Here is a 21,411-nt window from a genome sequence, read left to right as displayed (position 1 = left end):
TCGAGGCGGCGTGGCCGCGTCAGCGAACGGTGACGTCCGTTCGCGGTTCGCGGGATCCGATGTGGTGCAGGTGGCGTAGTGCCTCTGCCCAGGAGCGGCCCAGGGTGGTTTCGTGGTAGTCGATGTCGCGCTCGGCGCAGAACCGCCGGATCAATGGCCGGGCATGGCGCAGGTTGGGACACGGCATGCTGGGGAACAGGTGGTGTTCGATCTGGTAGTTCAGGCCGCCGAGCGCGGTGTCGACGAACAGCCCGCCGCACACGTTGCGGGAGGTGAGGATCTGCCGCCGCAGGTAGTCGACGGTGTCCTCGGCGCCGAGGATGGGCATGCCCTTGTGGTTGGGGGCGAAGGAGCAGCCGAGGTAGAGACCGAGCACGGGGCTTGACCCCTGGTCCTGGACACGGGTTTATGCGGCCGGGGTCAGCGTAGCTGGCGCTGGCCGGGTGTTCTTTTCGTAGGTGATCGGTGGCTGCTGTCCGAGCCGGGAGTGGCGGCGGATGGTGTTGTAGCGGTGTAGCCACCGGAAGGCGGTGAGTCGTGCTTCGCGTTCGTCGGTGAAGGCGCGGCGGCCTTGCAGGGTTTCGCGTTTGAAGGTGGCGTTGAACGACTCGGCTGCGGCGTTGTCGGCGGAGCTACCGACCGCGCTCATGGATTGCCGGACCCGGCTGCGGTGCAGGCCTTGGCGAAGGCCCGAGAGGGTGTATTGGGCCTCCGTGGTCGGTGCGCATGATCGCCCCGTCGAGGCTGCCTCGGGTGCGCTTCGCTGCGTGGAGGGCGTCGATGACCAGGTCGGTGCGCATGTGGTCGGCGATCGCCCAGCCGGCGAGGCGCCGGGAGTGCAGGTCGAGGACGGTGGCCAGGTAGAGAAACCCGCGGTCCCCGACCGGCAGGTAGGTGATGTCGCCGACGTAGCGCTGGTTCGGCGCCGGGACGGTGAAGTCCCGGCCGATCAGATCCGGGCCTTTCGCCGCAGCCGGGTCCGGCACCGTCGTACGAGTGCGCCGGCGCAGTCGCAGCCCTTGCACGCCGAAGCGGCGCATCACCCGCGCGACCCGCTTACGGTTGACCGCCAGACCGGCATCACGCAGCTCGGCGGTGATCCGAGGTGCTCCGTAGGTGCCGTCGTGAGCCGTGTGCACCGCCCGGATCCGACCCACCAGAGCCGCATCCGCAGCCTCCCGCGCGGCCCGCGCTTCGGCGCCCGAGCGCCAGTAGTAGAAGCTCGAGCGGGACACCCCGAGGGTCTGACACAACCGCTTCACGCCGTAGCGCTGCTGATGGTCGGCGACGAACTGGAAGTGGTTCACCAGCGCGTCTCCCCGGCGAAATACCGGGCCGCCTTCCGCAGAATGTCCCGTTCCTCCTCCAACTCCCGGACCCGCCGCCGCAACGCGGCGTTCTCGTCCTCCACCGAGCCGGCTGCCGGCGCCCCGCCGGCCCGGCCGCCGCGCCCCGACGCTGATCATCGGCGCGGACCCAACTGCGCAACGTCTCCCGATTGACCCCGAGATCGTCAGCGACCTGCGCGATCGTCGCTTGGCGCGAGGCCTGCCCGACTCGGATGCCACCGCTGGCTGATGCTGAAGGGCAGAGGGGGACGATCGTGCCAGCGCTCAGGGCGATGCGTTCGGCGGCGATGCTGAGCAAGGGTCCGGCCGTTGACGGGGTTCAGGGGCGCGTGGTGGCGGGCTCGTGCGTGGTGGCGGAGGTGCGGGGTCGTACGGTGCGCTCGGCGATGGCGATGATGGTACGACGCGGGACCAGGCGGGGTAGGCGGGTGACGAGGGCGTTGGCGTGTCCGTCGACGACGCTGGGAACGCCGCGGTCGAGGGCGTGAAGTGCGGTGGCGACGACCTGTTCGGGGGTGCGTCGTTTTCCGGCGCTGGCTTCTTCGGCGCCGACGACGTCAAAGAACGGGGTCTCGGTGGCGCCGGGGCAAACGGCCAGCACGCGGACTCCGGTGGGTCGGGTCTCGGCCCACAGTGCTTCGGTGAATGACAGCACGAATGCTTTGGTCGCGCCGTAGACGGCCATGTGGGGCACGGGTTGGAACGCCGCAGTGCTGGCGACGTTGATGATGCTGCCGCGCCTGCGGGCGGTCATGGCCGGTAGGAACGTCGTGGTGAGGTCGAGTACGGCGGTGACGTTGAGCTGCACCTGTTCGTGCAGCCGGCCCGGGTCGGCCGCGTCGACGTCGCCGTGGGTTGCAAACCCGGCGTTGTTGACCAGGATGTCGACGGTGCGGCCCAGCTGGCTGACCTGCTCGGCAAGGTGGGCGACGGCGCCGGGCCGGGCAAGGTCGGTCGGCAGCACATCGACGCGCACCCCGTGGGTCGCTTGCAGGTCTTCGGCGAGCGTCTGCAGCTTGTCGCGGCTGCGCGCGACCAGGATGAGGTGGGCGCCGCGGGCGGCGAGCTCACGGGCGAACGCGGCTCCGATGCCGGTGCTGGCTCCGGTGACAAGTGCGGTCTGGTCGGTGAATCGCATGAGGGGGTCCTTTCCGGAGCGGGGATCGCTCGGTGGTGGTCGGTCGGGTGCTCAGGACGGTGGCTCGGCGTCGTCCGGGGAGGGTGCCAGCAGCGCTTGTTCGACCAGGGCCAGCAGGGTGTGCGCCCGGTTCTGGAAAGCCGTAGCCCGCTGCGCCGGGTCGCCGGCCTCTGTCAGGATGTCGGTGATGGTCTTGAGTCCGTCAAAGGCGCCGACGAGCACGGCCGCCACGGCGTGCGGGTCGAGGCCGGTGCGCAGTTCCCCCTCGGCTTGCCCGCGCCGCACGATGTCGGCGACGAGAGCGACCCAGTCCGCCATCGGTTTGCCGACCTCGGCCGCGACGTCGGCGTCGGCGGCGAGTTCCTTGGTCAGCCTGGTGATGCTCCAGGCGCCGGGATCGTCCTCGATGAGGCGCAGCATGGCCGGGACGAGGGCGCGCAGCTGCGCTGCGGCGGTCGGCTCGCTCATCACGTCCTGGTGGACCCGGCTCAGCCAGCGAGCTTGCTGGTCGGCGAGCACGGCGAGAGCCAGGTCGGACTTGGACCGGAAGTAGAAGTAGAACGCTCCCTTGGTCAGCCCGGAGGCGGTGATCAAGTCGGCCATGGTGGTGGCGGTGTAGCCGCCCTCGGCGAAGACCCGGGCCGCGGTGGTCAACAGGAACGCCCGGGTCTGCTCGCCTTTGGCCGTCGCCGGCGTCATCGCCACCGCCGCGGCGGCTTTGGAGGTTGATCTCACCTACCCATATTAAACCAACCATGCGGTATGTCAACCGGGAGGGGCGCAGTGGTGGGCACTTGCCGTGATCTTGGCAATCGAACACTCACACGCGTGGGTAGGGGTGCGTTGGTGGAGGTCTTCACGCTCTGGGTGTCGATGACGGCGGCCGTGGGCTGTGTGGCGCGTCCGGCCTTGGTGCGGGCCAGGCCGGTGAGCTGGTAGTTGAGCTGGGTGAAGATGTCGTCGGTGGTCCAGGCGGTGAAGTAGCCGTAGACGGTCTGCCAGGGTGGGAAGTCGTGGGGCAGGTAGCGCCAGGCGATGCCGGTGCGGTTGACGTAGAGGATCGCGTTGAAGATTTCCCGCAGGTCGTGGCTGGCGGCGCGTCCGCCGACACCGGCGTCGGTGCGGGCCTGCCGCCAGGCGGTCAACCGTGGTGCGATCAGCGCCCAGCGGGCGTCGGACAGGTCGGAGGGGTAGGCAGGTCGCTCGGCCATGCCGCAGGTCTACTGTGGACGACGCGTGGTGGATCGCACATGCAGTCCGACCATCCCGGCGCTTTCTGAACCAGACACGTTCCGCGGAACGAAGCTGACATATCGATGCGGCATCAGTTGCGACAAATGGTGACGGTATCCGCAACAAGGCCACTCTGCTGAGCCGGCATTCGCTTGACCGAATCCGGCCAAGCATGAATAGACAAGATCAAAACGCCCAGTAACCCAGCACGACCGAAGGCCCAACCCTGTCTGTATACCTTGTCGCCGGTGTCGCCGCATCCACCACCCCGGCCACCCTCGATGCTCACCTGCCCACCGCCCGGCCACGGCACTACCCGTCCGACACCAGCGACGCCGAGTGGGCTGTCCTCGCCCCGTACGTCCCGGCCGACACCGGACGTGGCCGGCCGATCATCTACCCCCGCCGCGACATCGTCGACGCGATCCGCTACCTCGACCGCACCGGCTGCCAGTGGGACGCGCTACCGGCCGACTTCCCCCACCACAAGCTGGTCTACCACTACTTCAAGACCTGGACCGCCGACGGAACGCTGCACCGCATGCACAACAGCCTGCGTGAACAGGTCCGCCATCGGGTCGAGGACCGCGACCGGCAGTCGACGGCCGCGCTGGTCGACTCCCAGTCGGTACGCGGCGCGGAGACCGTCGGGCGGGCCAGCCGCGGCTACGACGCGGGGAAGAAGGTCAACGGCCGTAAACGGCACATCGCCGTGGACACCTGCGGCCTGCTCCTCGCGATCCTCATCACCGGCGCCAACGTGCAGGACCGCGACGGCGCCCGCCCCCTCCTTCAGGCGTTACACGCCTGCTTCCCCGGCATCCGCCTGGTCTGGGCCGACAGCGGCTACGCCGGCAGGCTCGTCGACTGGGCCGCCACCCACCTCGCCCTGACCGTGCGGATCGTCGCCAAACTCGCCGGGCAGACCACCTTCGTGGTCCTCCACCGCAGCGGTCGAACGCACCTTCTCGTGGATCAACCGGTGCCGACGCACCGTCCGCGACTACGAACGGCTACCCGAGCACCACGCCGCGATGGTCCAATGGGCCATGATCATCGTCATGGCCCGCCGCCTCGCCCGTAACAACACACCTGAAACCCTTATTTACCAGGCTCTAAGGGTGCATTGCGCGGATTGCGGCCGAGCGCCACCGGGACCCGCTGTCGGCGTGACATGGAGCCGGTAGGCGGGGGTAGCGCCCGTGCCGCCTCCACGGGCCTGACCGACGAGGGGAGAAGGGATGACGAGCGGGGAACATTGCCTGGGCGGGCTGGGCGGCAAGGCCGGTCAGGCCCGGGACGCAGCCGTCGGCGTCGGCCACGACGCGGCACGGGCCGGTGGCCAGGTGTCGCACCAGGTTGTGGAACAGCGCGGGGAGGTGACCCCCGAGACCCGCCGACAGGCGCGCAACCTCGTCGAGGAGGCCACGACGCAGGCACGGGTGCAACCCCCAGCCCCACGCGCTCAGATCGCGGCGGGTGGCAGCTCTGCTACCCGGCCCAGCATCTGCATGATGCCGGTCATGTCGAGGACCCGGCGGACCTGCCCAGCGGCGTTGACCAGGGTAAGGTCCACTCCCCGGCTGGCCGCGTGGTGCGCGCCGACCAGGGTGCTGATCACGGTGGAGTCGATGAAGGTCAACCCCGCCAGGTCCACCTCCACCGTCCCGACCTGGGCGATCGTATCGTGCAGCAGGTCGTCGAGCCGGTCGGCGCCCGACATGTCGATCTCACCGGACAGCGCCACGACACTACAATCGGCACCGGCGTCGACACGCCAGTGCCAGGTCTGCTCCGGGACCACTGTCACCGTCCCAACACGAAGTCCTCCAGCCCGTGGCCCACCAGACCTGCCGAACGAGCTGCTGCGGCGACCGCGTGACGCAGCGCGGTCACCCGTGCAGCGGTGATCTCTTTCCGACAACGCCACTTCGTCGGCGGCATGAAAGGTGTTCCACCCGGCACCCACGTCGCCCGTTCCACCGCTGCCCATGGTCGGAAGCTACATGCCGCCGATCCGCCGCGCCCGGGCACGGCGGCTGGCGTCCGATGGCGGCACCTCGGACTGCCGGTCTCGCACAGCATCCCGGCCGCCGGCCGGGATGTGAAGAGGTGCGACGAGCGGGAGTACGGGCTGCCGGGACCGAGGCGGGGACGGGGACCTTCGCTCTGGCGGGCCGGCCGGCTCACCGCCCGCCGACGACCTCACACGAGAGCGGGCCGGCCGGTCCTGCCGCTGCGGCCCACGCTACTGCTTCTCGTTCCGCCGGAGGGCTTCCTCGAGTTGGTCTTCCAAGATGATGATCCGGCAGGCGGCCTCCAGGGCGGTGCCCTGGTCGACCATTTCCCGGGCCCGGGCTGCCAGGCGCAGTTGGTAGCGGGAGTAACGGCGGTGCCCGCCGGTAGAGCGGTGCGGATTGATCAATTTCGCCTCGTCCAGGCGGCGCAGGAAGTCCTGCGTGGTGCTGAGCATCTCCGCGGCCTGGCCGATGGTGTAGGCCGGGTAGTTCTCGTCGCCGAACATGTCATCGGGGTTTTGCCCCATGTCACCTCCACGTCGAGGGCCCCGGCGCGTAAGCGCCGGGGCCCAGGGTTACGGGTCAGAACACCATCTGCCGACAGGAACGTCGGCTTGTCGTATCCGCACCAGCCGCAACTGACGGCTTCGGGGTGCGAGGATCGCATAAGCGTGACCGGAGACCACCTCTCGTTCGATGGAAACTGCGGTGTCCGCCCGGCCTGACATGACGGCCGACGGCGGGCGATCCAACGGTGTACGGCCCTCCCTTTCCTCTGCTACTTCTTTCCCTTGCTGTCGTACGGTCCACCGGTGCCGGAGCCCACGCGACTTCATGGCCCCTACACGTACGGCGAACATCAGGTGAAGCCCCAAAAGAGCCTTGGCCCCACCTGCACCCCGGCGCGTATCACGCCGGGACTGACGTGCTCCTACTGCTTCTCGGGAGGGAACGGTGAAGAATGTTCCTCTCCTCGCCGCCCGTCGTGACCTCACGGCCGGGCGGTCCGTCTGCGTCTTGACGGATCTTTCCTCTCGACTCAAAGAAGAGTATTCCACACCACAGAAGATGTCTAGTCGTTCCAGCCTAGATTTTCTGGCCGCCGGTCATCAGAGTGACTGGCCCGTAGCGCAAGCATGGCGAGAGCCGTGGCGACAACGACCCGACGCCGATGCCGCCTACCAGCCGATGAACACCGCCGCACCGTCGAGGAGGAACCCGGGCCGGCCGCGTTGGTCGCGCTCACCGCCCACGACGCAGCACTCCGGAGGCCCTCGCCGGCGGGTACGGCCCACGCATTCCTCGCCATCGCCGTGTTCTTGTCGGCGTCGCCGCGACGGCCATGCTCCCGCCCACGTTCCTGGGGCTCGGGCATCGGGGCTGGCGACGATCACCACACCCGGCCATGGACAGCCGGGCCGTGATCGAACAGGCCAAGGACATCGCCATGGGCGAGTGCCAGTGTACTGACTAACTCCCGACGCAAGGGCCAGCGAACCTGCACACTCCTGCTTGCCGGCTTCGACCCGCACCGCACTGCGGCCAGGTCGTGGCTCCGTACATGGGAGGGCCTGCCGGAACGTTCAAGCCGCAAATCGTGCGCAAGCGGCAGCGGCGCCTGTCTGGGGTCGACGAGGTCGTGCTGTCCCTGTATGCATACATGGCGTGCTTCTCGACGAAGGCGGTTGCCGAGGACCGCAGCGTGCTCACAGATGGCCCCCCTGAGCCTTTTCCAAGCTGGTCATGCAGCTCAGGGACGGTGTTGGCGGGCCGAGGATCGATGAAGACGAGGCTCCAGGTAAGACAGCAGTCGACCAAGATCAGATGCCCCGACCGGGAGCCTCACCTGTGCTGTCTTACCCGTCCACGATCTCGTTGTCCAGCCGGACCTTGAACCATCTCGCCGACCGCATCCGCAGCCGCCGCAAGCAGCATCGATCCCGCTGGCGGCGCCTCGATCCGGGACGGCAGGCACTACTCGTTCACGCTCATCTGCGTAACGGCGACACCTACACCCGTCTGGCCGCCGGATTCGCCGTCGGAGTGGCCACCGCCTGGCGCTACGTGCAGGAAGCGGTCGCGCTGCTCGCGGCATCGGCCGACGACCTGGCCGCGGCGATGCAGCGGATCCGGCTGCTGGCGTACGCGATCCTGGACGGCACGCTGATCCCGATCGACCGCGTCGCCGACCAGAATCCCTACTACTCGGGAAAGCACCAGCGACACGGGGTGAACGTGCAGGTCATCGCCGATGCGGCTGGCCGGCTCGTCTGGGCCTCGCCGACACTGCCGGGCGCGGTCCACGACCTGACCGCAGCCCTCACCCACGGCATCATCGAAGCGCTGACCAACGCGAACGTGATGACGTTCGCGGACAAGGGTCATCAAGGTGCCCGTGGCAGCGTCCGCACCCCATTCAAGCGGCACCGCTACCGGCCGAAGCTGTCACGCCGACAGAAAGCCGTGAACCGTGCGCACGCCAAGATCCGCGCCCGTGGTGAACGAGCCATCGCCACCCACCCAGGTGAGCGTGATGTGCCGCAGCCAGTGGGTGGAGATGCCGTGTGTGGCGACCCAGGGCAGGCGTTCGCCGATGCGTTTCCACAGGTGGTCGTAGCGGCGGCTGCTGACCGGCAGGCCGTTGCGGTAGCGCAGTAGCCGGTCGATGGGCAGGGCGGCACCGCGGGCCTGGGCGTGTTCGTACAGGTGCTCGGCGAGGTCGAGGGTGACCGGCTGCCACCGCACGACGCCCACCACACGCATGCCGCCGGCCGGCTGCTCAGGCAACGCGCGAACCAGGCGCAGCAGGGTGTCCTTCGCGACCGGAACACCGAGCCTGCGGGCGAGCCGGGCAGCCGGCCGGGCCGCGAGCGCCACCGCGATCTGAGCGAGGATCCGCTGCAGCAGCGGAGTCCGTCGCGCGTGCGGCCGGGTCAGACGCTCCACCTGCTCGACGAACGTCACCACCGGGCAGGTGCCGGACACGCACTTGAACCGGCGCACCACCAACTCGATCACCACTGCACAACCGCCCAGGGCGGCGTCCGCCAACCGGCGAAGGTAGCGGCCGTGCACTCGTCGTGATGGCGTACCGCAGCGTGGACATCGCCCGCGGCGAGCGCGGGATCGCCCCCGCATCCGGATCGAGCCAGGTGACGACTCAACCATGTCGACCACCATGTTGGACAGATGAGGAAGGACTTCCTTCAGGAATCGCGGAGGCACGGCGCAGATGATCACGACCGTCGGCAGCCGTCACAAGATCAGCGACAGACCCCGTTCATCCGTACTTACCTGGGCACGTGAGTCCGTACGCCGACACGCCCGCCGGCCGTCGGGTCGGCGGGCGCCATCGTGGAGGTGGTCATCAGCTGGCGCAGCAGCCGCCGGTCTGGCCGCTGGCCGGGGTGTCGAGGCTGATGAGGCTCAGCGGGGCGGACAGCAGCCCACCGGAGATGCCCGTGGCAAGCCCCTTACCCGCCGGCTCCAGGGCGGGACCGCAGCAACTCTCGGTGCCGGTCGCCTCGGCGGGGTTGCTGTTGCAGACGCCGGTTTCGGGCAGGTCGAGTTGGACGTCGCGGGCGGCGTTCCAGTCGCCGGCGAGGGCGGCGACGACGGAGCGGACCTGTTCGTAGCCGGTGGCCATGAGGAATGTCGGCGCGCGGCCGTAGCTCTTCATGCCGACGGCGTAGTAGCCGGTCTCGGGGTGGGCGAGTTCGTCGACGCCGTGCGGGGGGACGGTGCCGCAGGAGTGCTCGTTCGGGTCGATCAGCGGGGCGAGTGCCCGGGTGGCGCCCATGACCGGGTCCAGGTCGAGCCGCAGTTCGGCGGCGATCGAGTGGTCCGGGCGGAATCCGGTTGCGGCAACGATCCGGTCGACGGTCACCTGCTCCTCGCTACCGTCGGCGTGGCGCACGAGCACCGCGACGCGGCCATCGGTCGGGGTGAGGGCGTGGACGGAGAATCCGGTGAGCAGCCGGATCCGGCCGGCGTCCACGTGCTCACGCAGCCGGGAGCCGAGTGCACCGCGCGCGGGCAGCGCGTCCGCGTCCCCGCCGCCGTAGGTGCGCGCCGGGCTGGCCGCGCGGATCGCCCAGGTCACCTCGGTGCCCGGCTCAGCGGCGGCCAGCTCCGCCAGGGAGAGCAGGGTGTTGGCGGCCGAGTGGCCAGCGCCGACGACCAGGGTGTGGCGGCCGACGAACCGGTCGCGGTCCGTGCCGAGCACGTCTGGCAAGGCGTGTTCCAGGTACGAGGTGGCTTCCTTCTCGCCTCGTGCGGGGAGGCCGGAGGCGCCGAGGATGTTCGGGGTGCCCCAGGTGCCGGATGCGTCGATGACCGCGCGGGCCAGCAGCTCGTTGCCATCGGCGAGGCGGATCAGGAACGGTGTCTGCTCGCGGCCGGCGGTGCGCAGCCGGTCCAGGCCGAGGCGGCTGATCGCCTCGACCCGGGCGCCGTAGCGCAGGTGCGGCTTGAGCTGCGGCAGCTCCGCGAGGGGCTGCAGGTACTCGGCGACGAGGTCGGCGCCGGTGGGCAGTGCCTCGAGGTCGGGGGCGACCCAGCCGGCATCGTCGAGCAGCCGGCGGGCGGCCGGGTCGACGTTGTACCGCCACGGGGAGAACACCCGCACATGCCCCCACTGCCGCACGGCCGCGCCAGCGGTGTCACCGGCCTCCAGAACAAGGAAGGGCAGGCCCCGCTCGTGCAGGTGGGCGGCAGCGGCCAGACCCACCGGGCCCGCGCCGATCACCACGACGGCCAGCTCGTCCAGGACACTCATCAGAAACTCCTCTGCGTTGAAAACTGTCGAATCAAGAAGGTGCAGTAGTGCTGGGGCGGGCGAAGCCGAAGGGGTTCAGATGACGGGACTGCGCCGCTCGAGCAGGACGACGTCGCGCCACCGGCCGTGGTGCCACCCGACCCGCTCGCGGGTGCCGATGACGCGGAATCCGGCCCGCTGGTGCAGGCTGAGGCTGGCGGTGTTCTCGGGGAAGACGCCGGACTGGATGGTCCAGATGCCGGCGGCCTCGGTGGAGGCGATCAGCGCGTCCAGCAGCAGCCGGGCCACGCCACGCCCTTGGGCGGCGGGGTCGACGTAGACGGAGTGCTCGACCACCCCGGCGTAGACCGCCCGGCTCGACGTCGGCGACACCGCCACCCACCCGAGCACGGTGTCGTCCGCGTCGACGGCCACGAGGCGATGATCAGGCAGCTTGCCCGCGTCGAATGCGGTCCAGGTCGGTGCGGTGGTCTCGAAGCTGGCGTCGCCGCCGTCGAGGCCGGCCTGGTAGATGGCGAGGACACGGTCGGCGTCGTCCGAGGTCATCGGGCGGACGGTGATGTCAGCCATCAGCAGGCTCCCTTCGGGTTGGGCGCGGGGCGGCCCATGACGACATCAGCGGCGGAGGGGAAGCAGCCGACGCAGGCGTCGTTGATGCGGTAGTGGCGGGCGGTGCCGACCGGCTCGACGAGCACGAACCGCACCTCGGTGAGGATCTTCAGGTGTTGGGAGACGGTGGACTGGGCCAGGCTGACGGCGGCGACGATCTCGCCGACGCTCATCGGCCGGGCCTGCCGGGCGAGGTACTCGACGATCTGCACCCGGGTCGGGTCCGCCAGGGCCCGGAACCACGAGGCGTAGGTCTGCGCGGTGTCCCGGTCGAGGAGGTCGCCCACCACCAACTCCTTCTATCGTTCATCGCCGATTGACGATGAAAACTAACGGGTGCCGCCGCCGCGAGATGAGCGGTCGCGACAACGAGCCGGGCGATCGCGCCAAGGGTGGCGGGGTCAACCTTGTCGGGGGTGTCGGCGGGGCTGTGGTAGCCGCCCATTCCGGCACCGATCCCAACTGCCGCGAAACCTGCACCGCCGTAGCGGCGGTTGTCGGATGCCACCGGGCCCGCCGTCAGGGGGACGCCGGTGTGCCGGCCGGCCTGGTCGAGCAAGGCCAGGAGGCGGTGGGCGGGGCCGCCGGCCTCAACCGCGGCCGCCCCGTCGAGGCGGCCAGCGCCGTCGACGTTGATGACCAGCGGTGCGGCCCCTGAGGCGCGGAGTTGGGTGGCGTGGTAGGCGGAGCCGAGCGCGCCGACTTCCTCCCCGTCGAGCAGTGCGATGGACAGTCCCGCGCCGGCGGGCAGTGCGGTGGTGAGAATGCGGGCGGCTTCGAGGACCACGGCGACGCCGGTGGCGTTGTCCGAAGCGCCGGGCAGGCGGAGCCCGGGGTGGTCGCCGACGCCGTCGTAGTGGGCGGTCAGGAGCAGGTCGGCACTGTCGGGGACGGGTTGCCGGAGTCGGGCGTGGATGTTGGTGCCGGTGACGTCGTCGCGGCGCAGCGGCGTCGCGCCGGCCAGCCAGCTGTCCTCTGCGATGGCGGCGGTGAGCACGGCGTGGTGGGTGTCCGGGTCGAGGGTCAGCACCGGCAGCGGCCCTGGGTAGGGTCCGGCGAGCATGGTGAACTGCCAGCCCTCGGAGTCGACCGGACGACGGACCAGCAGCCCGGTCGCGCCGCGGGTGTCGCGGTAGGCGTCGAAGAGGCTCATTTCGGCCGGCACGACCAGCCACCGCCCCGCCGGGTCGTCTTTGCCGGCGACGCCGAGAGCGCCGCGTCGAATGTCGGACGTGTCGGCGGAGGCGGGGTGGATCGCGACCTGCCGCCCAAACACCAGCTCCTCTATGCCGCCACGATCGCCCCAGATGATCGTCGGCGCCTCATACACCTGCGGCACGGCGCGGACCGGGAACTCCTCGGTGCGGACGTCGGCACCGAGGGCGATGAGCTGGCCGACGAGCCAGGCGCGGGCCGCCGCCCCGCCGGTCGAGCCGACTCGCCGCCCCGCCATCCGATCGGAGGCGAGGGTGTCGATGGTGGCGGTCATCCGGTCGTCGCTGACCTGGTTGAGCAGGGCAGCGAGGTCGATGGGGGCGGTCATGAGCAGCAGCCCTGCCCGGTGGCGATGGCGTCGGCCTTGGCCTCGGTGCCGCAGCACGAGTCAGCCGCCTGAGCGGCCTGCCGGGTACCGCAGCACGGGTCGCCGCTGGCGGTCGCGCCGGCCGGCGGGAGGATCCCGCCGACGGCCTGGGCGGGGCTGCCGCAGCAGGCGCCGGAGCCGGTGACCTGCAGGGCCGTGGCGGGGTCGCCGGTGAAACCGCCGGCGGTGGGGGTGTTCTCGCTCATGTCGGATCCTCTCCTCAACGCGGGCTGATCAGCGTGTAGACGGCGGCACGGGTGACGTCATAGCGGCGCTCGGCACGCTGCGCGGGGGTGGACACCTGGGCGCAGGAGTCGCAGAACCGGACACCGGGCAGCGGTGTACGCGAGCGGCGGGTAGAGCCGAACATGCTCGTCCTCATTTCCTCGGAACGCCTGTCTTGACATCCGTCGAATCAGAGACTTGCACGCTGATTAGAGAGATGTCAACCTAGAGGCATGTCGAAGCAACAGGCGCCGCTTCCCGTCGTCGACCTCAACGCCGATGCGCCGTGCTGCCCCCCGCTGGCGCAGCGTCGGATTCCGGCTGAGACGGCCGCGGTGCTGGCGCCCGCGTTCAAGGCCCTCGGCGATCCGGTACGGCTGCAGCTGATGTCGATGATCGCCTCCGCCGAGGGCGGAGAGGCGTGCGTGTGCGACTTGACGCCGGCATTTGACCTGACCGGCCCGACGATCTCCCACCACCTGAAGACGCTGCGCGAGGCGGGCCTGGTCGACGCCGAGCGGCGGGGCACGTGGGTTTACTACCGGGCCCGGCCGCAGATCCTGCGCCAGCTCGCCGCCCTACTGTCGATCGAGCCGGCAGCCGCGGCCAAGGCCTGACCTCGCTCCCCCACCGCCGTCACCCGCCAGCGCCGTCCGTGCGCAGGGGCGACATCGATCGCCGGGCACCGGATGCCGTGGGACGCACCTGACGGAAGAAGCGCGGACGGCGGTCCACGCGTGCGGCGAGGGCGGCCATGACGTGCGCGGCGTCGCGTCCCACGCCGCGCAGGGTGTTCGAGGCGAAGGACCGCTGGAACTCCAGCCCCAGGTAGACCAGGCCAGGATGGGTGGTGGAGATGCCACCCACCTGCCGCGGCACGCCGTGATCGACGGCGGCGAGAGGCGCGAGGTAGTCGAGATCGGGCCGGTAGCCGGTGGCGAAGATGACGGCGTCGACCTGCTCCACGGTGCCGTCACGCCACAGGACACCATCCGGGGTGAAGGCGGTAAACATGTCCCGCCGAGGAAGCCGGCCCGAGGTGATGGCGTCGCGGTAGCGGCCGGCGTCGAGCACGGTGGCGTGCCGGACGAGGCGGGTGATGATCGCGCGCGGGAGGCGGTCGCCACCAGTGACGCGGAGCCAGTGGTGCAGGTCCCGCCCGCGGATTCGCTGTGGCAGGAACCGGATCGGTTCGCGGGTCGCCAGGGTCACGTGGGCGGACGGGGCGAGTTCGTAGGCGACCTGGACGGCGGAGTTGCCAGCCCCCACCACGACGACGCGCTTCCCGTCGTACGCGTCGGGGCGGCGGTAGTCGGCGACGTGCCGCAGGTCCCCGCCATACTCGCTCCGCCCGGGCAGGGTCGGCACGTATGGGTTGCCGAACGAGCCGGTGGCGGCGACGACTCCGGCGGCGGACAGCTCGTCTCCGGCGTCGGTGCGCACGAGATATCCGCCGCCCGCACGGGCGTGCACGGCGACGGCTGGGGTGCGCGTGCGGATGTCGACGTCGAGGGCGTCAGCGTAGCGGCGGAGGTAGTCGACCACCTCGTCGCGGTGGGGGTAGCGGTCCGGATCGCCGCCGAAGGGCATGCCGGGCAGGGCGCTGTGGCGGGCGGGCGAGAACAGCGCGAGGCTGTCGTAGTAGTCAGGCCAGGAGCCCACCGGTTCGGCGCCGGAGTGCAGGACAACGGTTCGCAGGCCGGTGTCCAGGGCGGCGCGAGCGGCGGCGAGGCCGGACTGGCCGCCGCCAATGATGATCACGGGATCCGCTTGAACAGTCACGTCACAATCATATCGTCGTTTCGTTGAATGACAATATGATGACGGCGAGGAAAGGTGTGACCATGAGCCAGACCGCCGCCGACCAGCCGACCGGGCCGCAGAGCGCCGTCCCGGGTCTCGCGCCGCAGACGCAGGAGTTCCTCAAGGCCCTCGGCAGTCCCACCCGGCAGCGGATCATGATGCTGTTCGCCCGCGGCGCCGAGATGTCCGTAGGCGAGGTGGCCGAGCGGGTCGGCATCAGCCAGGCCACGGCGTCGCAGCAGTTGACGCTGCTGCGACGCGGCGGAGTGGTCACCTCGCGACGGGACGGCAAGACGGTGTACTACCGGGCCGACCGTGATGGCGCGCTCGCAGCCCTCGCCGACCTGCAGTCCTACCTGGCAACCTGCTGCTGATCAGCCCGGACCAACAACGGCACTGGTGAGATCAAGGCCTCCGCGAGACCGGCTTGACTCCGCAGAACTGCTCAGCGACAGTTGAGGCAATGAACGTTGAGCCTTCTCTCGCGAGGCGAGCCCGGATCCACGCCGCCCTCGGCGACCCGGCACGCCTGGCGATCGTGGACGCGCTCACCCTGGGCGACGCCTCCCCCGGGGAGATCGCCCACACTCTCGAGATGCCGACGAACCTGGTCGCCCACCACGTCAAGGTCCTCACCGACGCTGGCCTGGTCGCCAAGGGTCGCTCCGAGGGAGACCGCCGTCGCACCTACCTGCGGCTGCTGCCGGAGGCGCTTGCCGCGCTCGCCACCCCACACCTGACCGGCGTCGAGCGGGTGGTGTTCGTGTGCACCCACAACTCGGCCCGCTCCCAGCTGGCGGCCGCCCTGTGGAAGCGGCGCACCCACCAGGCCGTCGCCTCCGCCGGCACGAAGCCCGCCGCCCGGGTGCACCCCCGCGCGGTGGCCGTGGCTCACCGCCACCACCTCGACCTCGACCCGACCGGCACCGCCCACGTCGCCGACGTCGTACGCGGGGACGACCTGGTCATCGCCGTATGCGACAACGCCCACGAGGAACTGACCGGACCGGTCCGCCCCCGGCTGCACTGGTCCGTCCCGGACCCGGTCCGCGTGGACACCGACGAGGCGTTCGAAGCCGCCTACGCCGACCTCGCCGACCGGGTCGACCGGCTCGCCCCCGCCGTCCTGCCCGGAGGCACCCGATGACCGACAGCACAGCATGGCCTCAGCAGGAGATCACCCTCGACCGGCAGGTCGCCCTGCACACCGCCGCGACCCGGCTGGCCGAAGAGTTCGACGGCATCTACGGCACCGAAACCATCGAGAAGTTCCTGCACAGCAGCTACGACCAGTTCGCCACCGCCTTCACCATCCCGAACTATCTGCCGCTGCTCGCCGAACGGTTCGCCCGCCAACGGCTGCGTGCCCTGGCCCGGGTCGAGGGTCACCACCGTGACGGCCGCCCCGTGGTGCTGTTCCTGTGCACCCACAACGCCAGCCACTCCCAGGTGGCCCTGGGCTTCTGAACGTCACCACCAACTGGTAACCACCACCCGGGCGAGCCGGGCCCTTCAGATCATTGGGAGAGAACAGACTGATGACCATCGCACTTCGGCGGCGCCTGCTGGCCGAGTTCGTCGGCACCGCACTGCTGGTCACCGCCGTGGTCGGCTCCGGCATCATGGCCACCACCCTCTCCCCCGGCGATGTGGGCCTCCAGCTTTTCGAGAACTCCACCGCCACCGTCTTCGCGCTCGCCGCACTGATCCTGATCTTCGGCCCGGTCTCCGGGGCCCATTTCAATCCGGTCGTGTCCGCCGCCGACTGGTTCCTCGGCCGCCGTGCCGGCACCGGCCTCACCGCCCACGACCTGGGCGGCTACGTCGTGGCCCAGGTGTTGGGCGGGATCGCTGGAACGGTGCTGGCGAACCTGATGTTCGACCTGGCCGCCGTTGACTTCTCCGGCAAGGATCGCGCCGCCGGACACCTGTGGCTGGGGGAGGTCGTCGCCACGGCTGGGCTGATCCTGCTGATCTTCGCTCTCGCCCGCTCCGGCCGCGCCCTCGTCGCACCCGCCGCCGTCGGCGCCTACATCGGCGCGGCGTACTGGTTCACCTCGTCGACCTCGTTCGCGAACCCGGCGGTCACCATCGGTCGCGCGTTCACCGACACCTTCGCCGGGATCGCCCCCACCTCGGTGCCGGGCTTCGTCCTGGCCCAGCTTGTCGGCCTCGCCGTCGGTGTCGGCCTGCTCGCCGCCCTCTACCCCGACGCGGGCGCCGCCGCCGACCAGGTCGTCGTCCCCACCGACGAGGACGCCGCCGTCGGCCGCCGTTCATGACAGCGCACCCGTGCGATACCAGCGCGGCTCGGCCTGATCACGTCTTCGTCAACCGCCGTCACGACCCCGGCCGCTACCGCACCGTCGACCGCAACAGCAACCCGGACCACCACCTGGCCCTCGACCCCGACGACGCGCCGGTCAACCGGCCCCACGACTCGTCCTGCACGAAAGGCACCCCATGAGCGACAAGCCCAGCGTCCTGTTCGTCTGCGTTCACAACGCCGGCCGCTCCCAGATGGCCGCCGCCTGGCTACGCCACCTCGCCGGCGACACCGTCGAAGTCCGCTCCGCCGGCTCCGCCCCCGCCGACCAGGTCAACCCCGCCGCTGTCGAGGCCATGCGCGAGGTCGGCATCGACATCACCGACCAAACCCCCAAGCTCCTCGAGTACGAGACTGCCGATTCCTCCGACGTCATCGTCACCATGGGCTGCGGCGACGCCTGCCCCGTCTTCCCCGGCAAGCGCTACGAGGACTGGAAGCTCGAAGACCCGGCCGGCAAGGGCGTCGAAGCGGTCCGCCCGATCCGGGACGAGATCCGCACCCGGGTGGAGAAGCTCCTCACCGAACTGCGTCCCACCGCCTGACCAACCCGCCGGCGCTGCCCGTCCGCCCGGTCACCGTTGGGCGGGGGCCGACACTCGCTCATCCGGCCGTTGACACGGCCGGGCCAGGTCAACACGGCTCCCTGCCGGCAAACTGACGGTGAGCGGGTACTGGTTCAACCGGCGTATCGATGGTGTTGGTGCAACGATGGAAGACGTGCCAACTGCAAAGACTGCTACACCTGCCATCTCGCCGCTTGCAGGCGAGCCGATCAAGCGTGCCGATGCCGAGCGGCTCGCGGGAGTGCTGAAGGCGGTCGCCGACCCGGCCCGGCTGCGACTGCTCAGTCTGATCCAGTCCGCTCCCGAGGGCGAGGCGTCCGTGAGTGACCTCACCGCGCCGCTTGGTCTCTCCCAGCCGACCGTGAGTCATCACCTTCGGATCCTCACCGAAGCCGGCCTGCTCGAGCGCGAGAAGCGGGGCGTGTGGGCGTACTACCGGCTCGTGCCGTCCGCGATCGCGGCGATCGCCGACCTGTTGACTCCGCCCCGCAAGCGGGCGACGAAGAAGGCCCGCTGAGCGGCACCCTCGAAGGCCGGCGCCCAATCCTGCGGATGCCGGCACTGGCGTCCGCACTGGTCACCGCCGCGTCGACCACGGTGGCGATAGCCGACCGGGCGTCAGATCAAGCGGTGGTCGAGGGCGGTGTGGCAGGCGAGCAGCGGTTCGAAGATGTCGCGGCCGAGCGTGACGGCCTGGTCCCGGTCGAGAACAGTGGCGGCCAGGTTGGGGTGGGCGTTGATCCATGCCTGAGCGCTGGATGCGCTCGTGAAGAAGTTGACGGTGGAGCAGCAGGTGTCCACGGAGCGACCGGTATCTCGGGTGGCCGCGTACACGATCACCGCTTCCGTCGGCCGGAAGGTGGCGGCACCGTTGGTGATGGCCACGCGGACCGATTGGCCGGTGTGCGGATCGACGGAGGCGATTGCCGCGTCGGTGCCGAGCTTGAACGGCAGGCCCAACGCGTCGATGGCGCACATCGCGAACACCTCGACATCGCGGAATGACACCCGGTGCGGCGTTGGCGCTGGGGAGAAAGGGTAGGCCGCGACCAGACGCCCGGCGCTGTCGACGGCGACAAGATCGTCCCGGGCAAGTTCCCGCAGCGCCTTCGCGGTGTCCAGGTCCGCCGCGCCGATGCCAGCGCGGATGTCGGCGTCAGTGGGGGCGGTCCCGGTGGCGGCGAAGTGACGCAGGATCGCTCGATGCACCTGCTGGAGGCTGTCGGGGAGCTGCTCGGCGCGGCGGGGCCGATCGGTCCGGATCGCATTGCCCGGCTGCGCGCGGCAATCCACCCAGCTCTGCTCCATCACTGCGGTGGCGGGTCCGGCGCCTATCGCCTGGCGCAGGGCAGCGCGGATGCGCTCGCCACTGGGGAGATCCAGTCGACAGGCCGCCGAACCGTCGCCGATGCCGCCCATCACGTCCACACCGTTAACCAGGATCGACGGAGACGGATAGTCCCCCACGACCTCGGTGACCACCGTGATGGGCAGACCAACGTCGGCCAGCGCCGCGCGCAGCTCATGCCGAGCCGGCGCGAGGTTGGGACAGCCCGGTACCGAACGAAGCTCAACAGCAACCCGGTCCTCTGCTGCGCGATCTGCTGCCGCGGTCATGACAGCCCTCCTGGCAAACGGCCCCCGGTGGCATCAACCGTCACCGACTGGCCGGCACAGCTCTACCCGTACCAGACTGAACCCTTTCAGTCAGGGGCAGGTCAAGGCGCGACGACAGGAGGCACAAATGCGAGTCGGGGAACTTGCGTGATGCCGGAGATGGTGAGCCGGCCGTGCTGGCCGGTGCACATCGGGTCTGGCTCGCCGTCGCGGCGGCGCGGCTTAACGACCCGGTGCGCGGGGCTGTCCGCCGCAGTGAGGTAGCCGTCGGCGATGGCACGGCGGTAGACGGCGCGGGCGGCCGCGATGACGTGCTCGCCCGCGTGGCGGCCCTGCCGACCGGTGCGTCGGGAGCCGCGGTGGCGGTGACCTGACGCATAAGGGCTTCGATATCGCTGGCGGTCACCTCGTCTAGTGCGCTGACCAAGAACGTTCACCGGGTTGGTGACACGCCGGGCCGCAACGCTGGGGCGGATCCCCACACCAGAGGCGCGTGGCGCTCACCTGGCAAGCGTTCATGACCAGTTCAGTAGGCTGGTCGGATGCAGAAAGTGGCGTTAGTGACCGGGTCGGCGTCGGGAATCGGGGCGGCGACGGCGCGACGGCTGGCGGCGGACGGGATGACCGTGGTGATTCATTCGCGGTCGAGCCGTGCAGCGGGGACCGCGTTGGCTGCGGAACTCGGTGGGACGTATCAGCAGGCGGACCTCGCCGAGGACGCGGCCGCAGCCGGGTTGATCTCGGGGGTGCTGGCTGATCATGGGCGTCTCGACGTACTGGTGAACAACGCGGGCATCAGTTGGCCGGTTCCGCACGCGGACCTGCAGGCGCTGACTGCTGCCGACTGGCGCCGACTCCTCGACGTCAACCTGATCGCACCCTGGCTGCTTTGTACGGCGGCCCTACCCGCGCTCCGGGAGTCGAACGGATGCGTCGTGAACGTGACGAGCCACGCCGGCGTCCGCCCGAAGGGCAGCTCGATCGCGTACGCCGCCAGCAAGGCCGCGCTCAACCACGTCACGAAACTGCTGGCCGCGGCCCTCGGACCTGGCATTCGGGTCAATGCCGTCGCCCCCGGACTGGTCGATACGCCGCTCACCGCCGACTGGACCGACGCTCACGCGTTGTGGAACACGTCCAGCCCCATGTGTCGCCCGGCCCAACCTTCGGACGTCGCGGACCTCATCTCCGCCGTGATCGGCAACTCCTACCTCACCGGTGAGGTGATCCTCCTAGACGGAGGCCTGAACCTTCGCTAACGCGCTGACCAAGAAGGTTCACCGGGTCTGAGCGTCACGCGGCCTTGGTTCGGGGCCGTCCCCAGCGTTTTTGGCGTTCGCTGCGGATGCGGGCTCGTTCCCGGCGTTGGGCGGCGAGGACGTCGGGGTGGCGGGCGTTGGCGTTGCGCCACCGCAGGTAGCGCTGCACTTCCCGGGCCAGGAAGGTGTGGTTGGGATGGTTGGAGTTGGCCAGGGTGAAGGCTCGTAGGGGCCCGAATTGGGCCTCGATCGGGTTGGCCCAGGACGCCTGGGTGGGGGTGAGGCAGAGTCGACCTTGTTGCGGGCGGCCCATGCCCGGATCTGCGGGGTCTTGTTCGCCGACAGGTTGTCGAGAATCACGTAGATCGGGGCGCCGTCCGGGCGGGCGGCGCGGATCGACTTGAGCGCGGCCAGGCTGTGGTCGCCGCCTTTGCGGCGGCGCATCACGCCCCAGAGTTGGTCGTCGCCGAGGCTGTAGCAGCCGTGGAAGTAGCGGATGCCATGCGTGCGGGTGTAGGTCGCCGGCAGCCGGTCCGGTCTGCCGGCCGGCGCCCACCCGCTGCCGTGGTGCGGGCGGATCGACAGCGGCCCGAACTGGTCGAAGGCGAAACACCGGTCCGGGAACCGGCGGGTCACCTCCTCGATGCGGTCGAGCTCCGCGTCCTTGTCCGGGTCGCGGGACTCCTTCCAGGTACGGGTGCGCTGGAAGGAGACGTCGTGGTGGCGCAGGATCTGCCGTAGCCGTTCCCGACCGATGACCACCCTCCGAGGCCGGTTGGTGGCCAGGTAGTCGGCGAGCTTGCGCACGCCCCAGTGAGCCTTTCCGCGTAACACCCTGAGCACCGTTCGTGACGCCTGAATCGGTTGGCTACGGGCGGGAAACGCCTGTATAGGCATGGCCGAGCGGCA

Annotated in this window: 23 protein-coding genes and 6 pseudogenes; 12 read left to right on the top strand and 17 right to left on the bottom strand. The window is 70.0% G+C overall.

From position 1 onward, the window contains the following. Nucleotides 1–19: 19 nt before the first annotated feature. From AB0G14_RS30445 to AB0G14_RS30425, 5 genes and pseudogenes are all read right to left on the bottom strand, one after another. Nucleotides 20–376, bottom strand: a pseudogene (locus AB0G14_RS30445) (fatty acid desaturase); the annotation flags it as partial. 30 nt (nucleotides 377–406) lie between these two features. Next, nucleotides 407–1,521, bottom strand: a pseudogene (locus tag AB0G14_RS30440) (IS3 family transposase); the annotation flags it as partial. 147 nt (nucleotides 1,522–1,668) lie between these two features. After that, nucleotides 1,669–2,487 (bottom strand): SDR family oxidoreductase, encoded by an 819-nt coding sequence (locus AB0G14_RS30435; RefSeq protein ID WP_357703302.1) that lies wholly within the window; start codon nucleotides 2,485–2,487, stop codon nucleotides 1,669–1,671. Nucleotides 2,488–2,538: 51 nt separating this feature from the next. Next, on the bottom strand, nucleotides 2,539–3,222 hold the full coding sequence (locus tag AB0G14_RS30430) for a TetR/AcrR family transcriptional regulator (RefSeq protein ID WP_357703300.1): 684 nt from the start codon (nucleotides 3,220–3,222) through the stop codon (nucleotides 2,539–2,541). 98 nt (nucleotides 3,223–3,320) lie between these two features. Further along, nucleotides 3,321–3,698 (bottom strand): annotated as a pseudogene (locus AB0G14_RS30425) (transposase); the annotation flags it as partial. A gap of 248 nt (nucleotides 3,699–3,946) precedes the next feature. Here AB0G14_RS30425 and AB0G14_RS30420 point away from each other — a divergent pair. Next, nucleotides 3,947–4,804, top strand: coding sequence for an IS5 family transposase (locus AB0G14_RS30420; protein WP_357703314.1), 858 nt, complete (start codon nucleotides 3,947–3,949; stop codon nucleotides 4,802–4,804). 381 nt (nucleotides 4,805–5,185) lie between these two features. Here AB0G14_RS30420 and AB0G14_RS30415 read toward each other — a convergent pair whose 3' ends face one another. Both AB0G14_RS30415 and AB0G14_RS30410 read right to left on the bottom strand, forming a co-directional pair. Next, nucleotides 5,186–5,524, bottom strand: a complete 339-nt coding sequence (locus AB0G14_RS30415; RefSeq protein WP_357703298.1) for an STAS domain-containing protein — start codon at nucleotides 5,522–5,524, stop codon at nucleotides 5,186–5,188. A gap of 444 nt (nucleotides 5,525–5,968) precedes the next feature. Continuing rightward, nucleotides 5,969–6,265 carry a helix-turn-helix domain-containing protein gene (locus AB0G14_RS30410; protein ID WP_357703296.1) on the bottom strand — a complete coding sequence of 99 codons (297 nt, stop codon included), beginning with the start codon at nucleotides 6,263–6,265 and terminating at the stop codon, nucleotides 5,969–5,971. A 1,321-nt stretch (nucleotides 6,266–7,586) separates the two neighbouring features. Between AB0G14_RS30410 and AB0G14_RS30405 the strand changes: the two are divergent. Then, a pseudogene (locus AB0G14_RS30405) lies at nucleotides 7,587–8,255 on the top strand (transposase family protein); the annotation flags it as partial. Here the strand turns inward: AB0G14_RS30405 and AB0G14_RS30400 are convergent. The 7 genes from AB0G14_RS30400 to AB0G14_RS30370 form a co-directional block, all read right to left on the bottom strand. Beyond that, nucleotides 8,184–8,876 (bottom strand): transposase family protein, encoded by a 693-nt coding sequence (locus tag AB0G14_RS30400; protein WP_357703312.1) that lies wholly within the window; start codon nucleotides 8,874–8,876, stop codon nucleotides 8,184–8,186. The pseudogene AB0G14_RS30405 and the gene AB0G14_RS30400 overlap by 72 nt on opposite strands. 229 nt (nucleotides 8,877–9,105) lie before the next feature. Next, complete coding sequence (locus tag AB0G14_RS30395) at nucleotides 9,106–10,515, bottom strand: FAD-dependent oxidoreductase (RefSeq protein ID WP_357703294.1); 1,410 nt, start codon at nucleotides 10,513–10,515, stop codon at nucleotides 9,106–9,108. A gap of 75 nt (nucleotides 10,516–10,590) precedes the next feature. Beyond that, nucleotides 10,591–11,085: an N-acetyltransferase family protein gene (locus AB0G14_RS30390; RefSeq protein WP_357703292.1), complete on the bottom strand. Its 495-nt coding sequence runs from the start codon at nucleotides 11,083–11,085 to the stop codon at nucleotides 10,591–10,593. After that, a complete protein-coding gene (locus AB0G14_RS30385; protein WP_357703290.1) occupies nucleotides 11,085–11,411 on the bottom strand; it encodes a metalloregulator ArsR/SmtB family transcription factor in 327 nt (108 codons plus the stop codon). Before AB0G14_RS30385 ends, AB0G14_RS30390 begins: the two co-directional genes overlap by 1 nt. Beyond that, complete coding sequence (locus tag AB0G14_RS30380; protein WP_357703288.1) at nucleotides 11,294–12,667, bottom strand: M28 family peptidase; 1,374 nt, start codon at nucleotides 12,665–12,667, stop codon at nucleotides 11,294–11,296. Before AB0G14_RS30380 ends, AB0G14_RS30385 begins: the two co-directional genes overlap by 118 nt. Further along, nucleotides 12,664–12,912, bottom strand: coding sequence for a hypothetical protein (locus AB0G14_RS30375; protein WP_357703286.1), 249 nt, complete (start codon nucleotides 12,910–12,912; stop codon nucleotides 12,664–12,666). Before AB0G14_RS30375 ends, AB0G14_RS30380 begins: the two co-directional genes overlap by 4 nt. A gap of 14 nt (nucleotides 12,913–12,926) precedes the next feature. Continuing rightward, nucleotides 12,927–13,076 (bottom strand): hypothetical protein, encoded by a 150-nt coding sequence (locus AB0G14_RS30370; RefSeq protein WP_357703284.1) that lies wholly within the window; start codon nucleotides 13,074–13,076, stop codon nucleotides 12,927–12,929. Between the two features lie 88 nt (nucleotides 13,077–13,164). On the opposite strand from AB0G14_RS30370, the gene AB0G14_RS30365 reads away from it, so the two are divergent. After that, nucleotides 13,165–13,548: a metalloregulator ArsR/SmtB family transcription factor gene (locus tag AB0G14_RS30365; protein WP_357703282.1), complete on the top strand. Its 384-nt coding sequence runs from the start codon at nucleotides 13,165–13,167 to the stop codon at nucleotides 13,546–13,548. Between the two features lie 19 nt (nucleotides 13,549–13,567). Here the strand turns inward: AB0G14_RS30365 and AB0G14_RS30360 are convergent, their stop codons facing one another. Further along, nucleotides 13,568–14,713 (bottom strand): NAD(P)/FAD-dependent oxidoreductase, encoded by a 1,146-nt coding sequence (locus AB0G14_RS30360; protein ID WP_357703280.1) that lies wholly within the window; start codon nucleotides 14,711–14,713, stop codon nucleotides 13,568–13,570. Nucleotides 14,714–14,775: 62 nt separating this feature from the next. On the opposite strand from AB0G14_RS30360, the gene AB0G14_RS30355 reads away from it, so the two are divergent. The 7 genes and pseudogenes from AB0G14_RS30355 (at nucleotide 14,776) to AB0G14_RS30325 (ending at nucleotide 18,143) form a co-directional block, all read left to right on the top strand. Then, complete coding sequence (locus tag AB0G14_RS30355; RefSeq protein ID WP_357703278.1) at nucleotides 14,776–15,108, top strand: metalloregulator ArsR/SmtB family transcription factor; 333 nt, start codon at nucleotides 14,776–14,778, stop codon at nucleotides 15,106–15,108. Nucleotides 15,109–15,197: 89 nt separating this feature from the next. Next, nucleotides 15,198–15,881: a helix-turn-helix domain-containing protein gene (locus AB0G14_RS30350; protein WP_357703276.1), complete on the top strand. Its 684-nt coding sequence runs from the start codon at nucleotides 15,198–15,200 to the stop codon at nucleotides 15,879–15,881. After that, complete coding sequence (locus AB0G14_RS30345) at nucleotides 15,878–16,201, top strand: three-helix bundle dimerization domain-containing protein (protein ID WP_357703274.1); 324 nt, start codon at nucleotides 15,878–15,880, stop codon at nucleotides 16,199–16,201. The genes AB0G14_RS30350 and AB0G14_RS30345 overlap by 4 nt, the downstream gene beginning before the upstream one ends. A gap of 71 nt (nucleotides 16,202–16,272) precedes the next feature. Next, nucleotides 16,273–16,980, top strand: a pseudogene (locus tag AB0G14_RS30340) (MIP/aquaporin family protein); the annotation flags it as partial. A 32-nt stretch (nucleotides 16,981–17,012) separates the two neighbouring features. After that, the gene (locus AB0G14_RS30335) at nucleotides 17,013–17,201 is read left to right on the top strand and encodes a hypothetical protein (protein ID WP_357703272.1); all 189 of its coding nucleotides are present in this window, start codon (nucleotides 17,013–17,015) and stop codon (nucleotides 17,199–17,201) included. Continuing rightward, nucleotides 17,198–17,605 (top strand): arsenate reductase ArsC, encoded by a 408-nt coding sequence (locus tag AB0G14_RS30330; protein ID WP_357703270.1) that lies wholly within the window; start codon nucleotides 17,198–17,200, stop codon nucleotides 17,603–17,605. Before AB0G14_RS30335 ends, AB0G14_RS30330 begins: the two co-directional genes overlap by 4 nt. 166 nt (nucleotides 17,606–17,771) lie before the next feature. Continuing rightward, nucleotides 17,772–18,143 carry a metalloregulator ArsR/SmtB family transcription factor gene (locus AB0G14_RS30325; protein WP_357703310.1) on the top strand — a complete coding sequence of 124 codons (372 nt, stop codon included), beginning with the start codon at nucleotides 17,772–17,774 and terminating at the stop codon, nucleotides 18,141–18,143. 101 nt (nucleotides 18,144–18,244) lie between these two features. Here AB0G14_RS30325 and AB0G14_RS30320 read toward each other — a convergent pair whose 3' ends face one another. Beyond that, a complete protein-coding gene (locus AB0G14_RS30320) occupies nucleotides 18,245–19,243 on the bottom strand; it encodes an alkylmercury lyase family protein (RefSeq protein WP_357703268.1) in 999 nt (332 codons plus the stop codon). A 173-nt stretch (nucleotides 19,244–19,416) separates the two neighbouring features. On the opposite strand from AB0G14_RS30320, the gene AB0G14_RS30315 reads away from it, so the two are divergent. Then, entirely contained in the window at nucleotides 19,417–19,617 is a 201-nt protein-coding gene (locus tag AB0G14_RS30315) for a hypothetical protein (protein WP_357703266.1), read from the top strand. Between the two features lie 168 nt (nucleotides 19,618–19,785). Continuing rightward, a complete protein-coding gene (locus AB0G14_RS30310; RefSeq protein WP_357703264.1) occupies nucleotides 19,786–20,502 on the top strand; it encodes an SDR family oxidoreductase in 717 nt (238 codons plus the stop codon). A 34-nt stretch (nucleotides 20,503–20,536) separates the two neighbouring features. On the opposite strand, the pseudogene AB0G14_RS30305 reads toward AB0G14_RS30310, so the two are convergent. Next, nucleotides 20,537–21,315, bottom strand: a pseudogene (locus tag AB0G14_RS30305) (IS630 family transposase); the annotation flags it as partial. Nucleotides 21,316–21,411 lie beyond the last annotated feature (96 nt).

This window comes from Micromonospora sp. NPDC023814 (assembly GCF_040639595.1).
Classification (GTDB): Bacteria; Actinomycetota; Actinomycetes; order Mycobacteriales; family Micromonosporaceae; genus Micromonospora.
The sequence above is the reverse complement of the archived record's forward strand: the minus strand, read 5'-3'. Positions and strand labels throughout refer to the sequence as shown.

What these genes read in the sequence shown, in the direction of transcription:
- AB0G14_RS30435 (WP_357703302.1), bottom strand. Translation starts at nt 2,487, where the DNA reads ATGCGATTCACCGACCAGACCGCACTTGTCACCGGAGCCAGCACCGGC.
- AB0G14_RS30410 (WP_357703296.1), bottom strand. Translation starts at nt 6,265, where the DNA reads ATGGGGCAAAACCCCGATGACATGTTCGGCGACGAGAACTACCCGGCC.
- AB0G14_RS30400 (WP_357703312.1), bottom strand. Translation starts at nt 8,876, where the DNA reads ATGCGGGGGCGATCCCGCGCTCGCCGCGGGCGATGTCCACGCTGCGGT.
- AB0G14_RS30395 (WP_357703294.1), bottom strand. Translation starts at nt 10,515, where the DNA reads ATGAGTGTCCTGGACGAGCTGGCCGTCGTGGTGATCGGCGCGGGCCCG.
- AB0G14_RS30390 (WP_357703292.1), bottom strand. Translation starts at nt 11,085, where the DNA reads ATGGCTGACATCACCGTCCGCCCGATGACCTCGGACGACGCCGACCGT.
- AB0G14_RS30380 (WP_357703288.1), bottom strand. Translation starts at nt 12,667, where the DNA reads ATGACCGCCCCCATCGACCTCGCTGCCCTGCTCAACCAGGTCAGCGAC.
- AB0G14_RS30375 (WP_357703286.1), bottom strand. Translation starts at nt 12,912, where the DNA reads ATGAGCGAGAACACCCCCACCGCCGGCGGTTTCACCGGCGACCCCGCC.
- AB0G14_RS30370 (WP_357703284.1), bottom strand. Translation starts at nt 13,076, where the DNA reads ATGTTCGGCTCTACCCGCCGCTCGCGTACACCGCTGCCCGGTGTCCGG.
- AB0G14_RS30365 (WP_357703282.1), top strand. Translation starts at nt 13,165, where the DNA reads ATGTCGAAGCAACAGGCGCCGCTTCCCGTCGTCGACCTCAACGCCGAT.
- AB0G14_RS30355 (WP_357703278.1), top strand. Translation starts at nt 14,776, where the DNA reads ATGAGCCAGACCGCCGCCGACCAGCCGACCGGGCCGCAGAGCGCCGTC.
- AB0G14_RS30350 (WP_357703276.1), top strand. Translation starts at nt 15,198, where the DNA reads ATGAACGTTGAGCCTTCTCTCGCGAGGCGAGCCCGGATCCACGCCGCC.
- AB0G14_RS30345 (WP_357703274.1), top strand. Translation starts at nt 15,878, where the DNA reads ATGACCGACAGCACAGCATGGCCTCAGCAGGAGATCACCCTCGACCGG.
- AB0G14_RS30335 (WP_357703272.1), top strand. Translation starts at nt 17,013, where the DNA reads ATGACAGCGCACCCGTGCGATACCAGCGCGGCTCGGCCTGATCACGTC.
- AB0G14_RS30330 (WP_357703270.1), top strand. Translation starts at nt 17,198, where the DNA reads ATGAGCGACAAGCCCAGCGTCCTGTTCGTCTGCGTTCACAACGCCGGC.
- AB0G14_RS30325 (WP_357703310.1), top strand. Translation starts at nt 17,772, where the DNA reads ATGGAAGACGTGCCAACTGCAAAGACTGCTACACCTGCCATCTCGCCG.
- AB0G14_RS30320 (WP_357703268.1), bottom strand. Translation starts at nt 19,243, where the DNA reads ATGACCGCGGCAGCAGATCGCGCAGCAGAGGACCGGGTTGCTGTTGAG.
- AB0G14_RS30310 (WP_357703264.1), top strand. Translation starts at nt 19,786, where the DNA reads ATGCAGAAAGTGGCGTTAGTGACCGGGTCGGCGTCGGGAATCGGGGCG.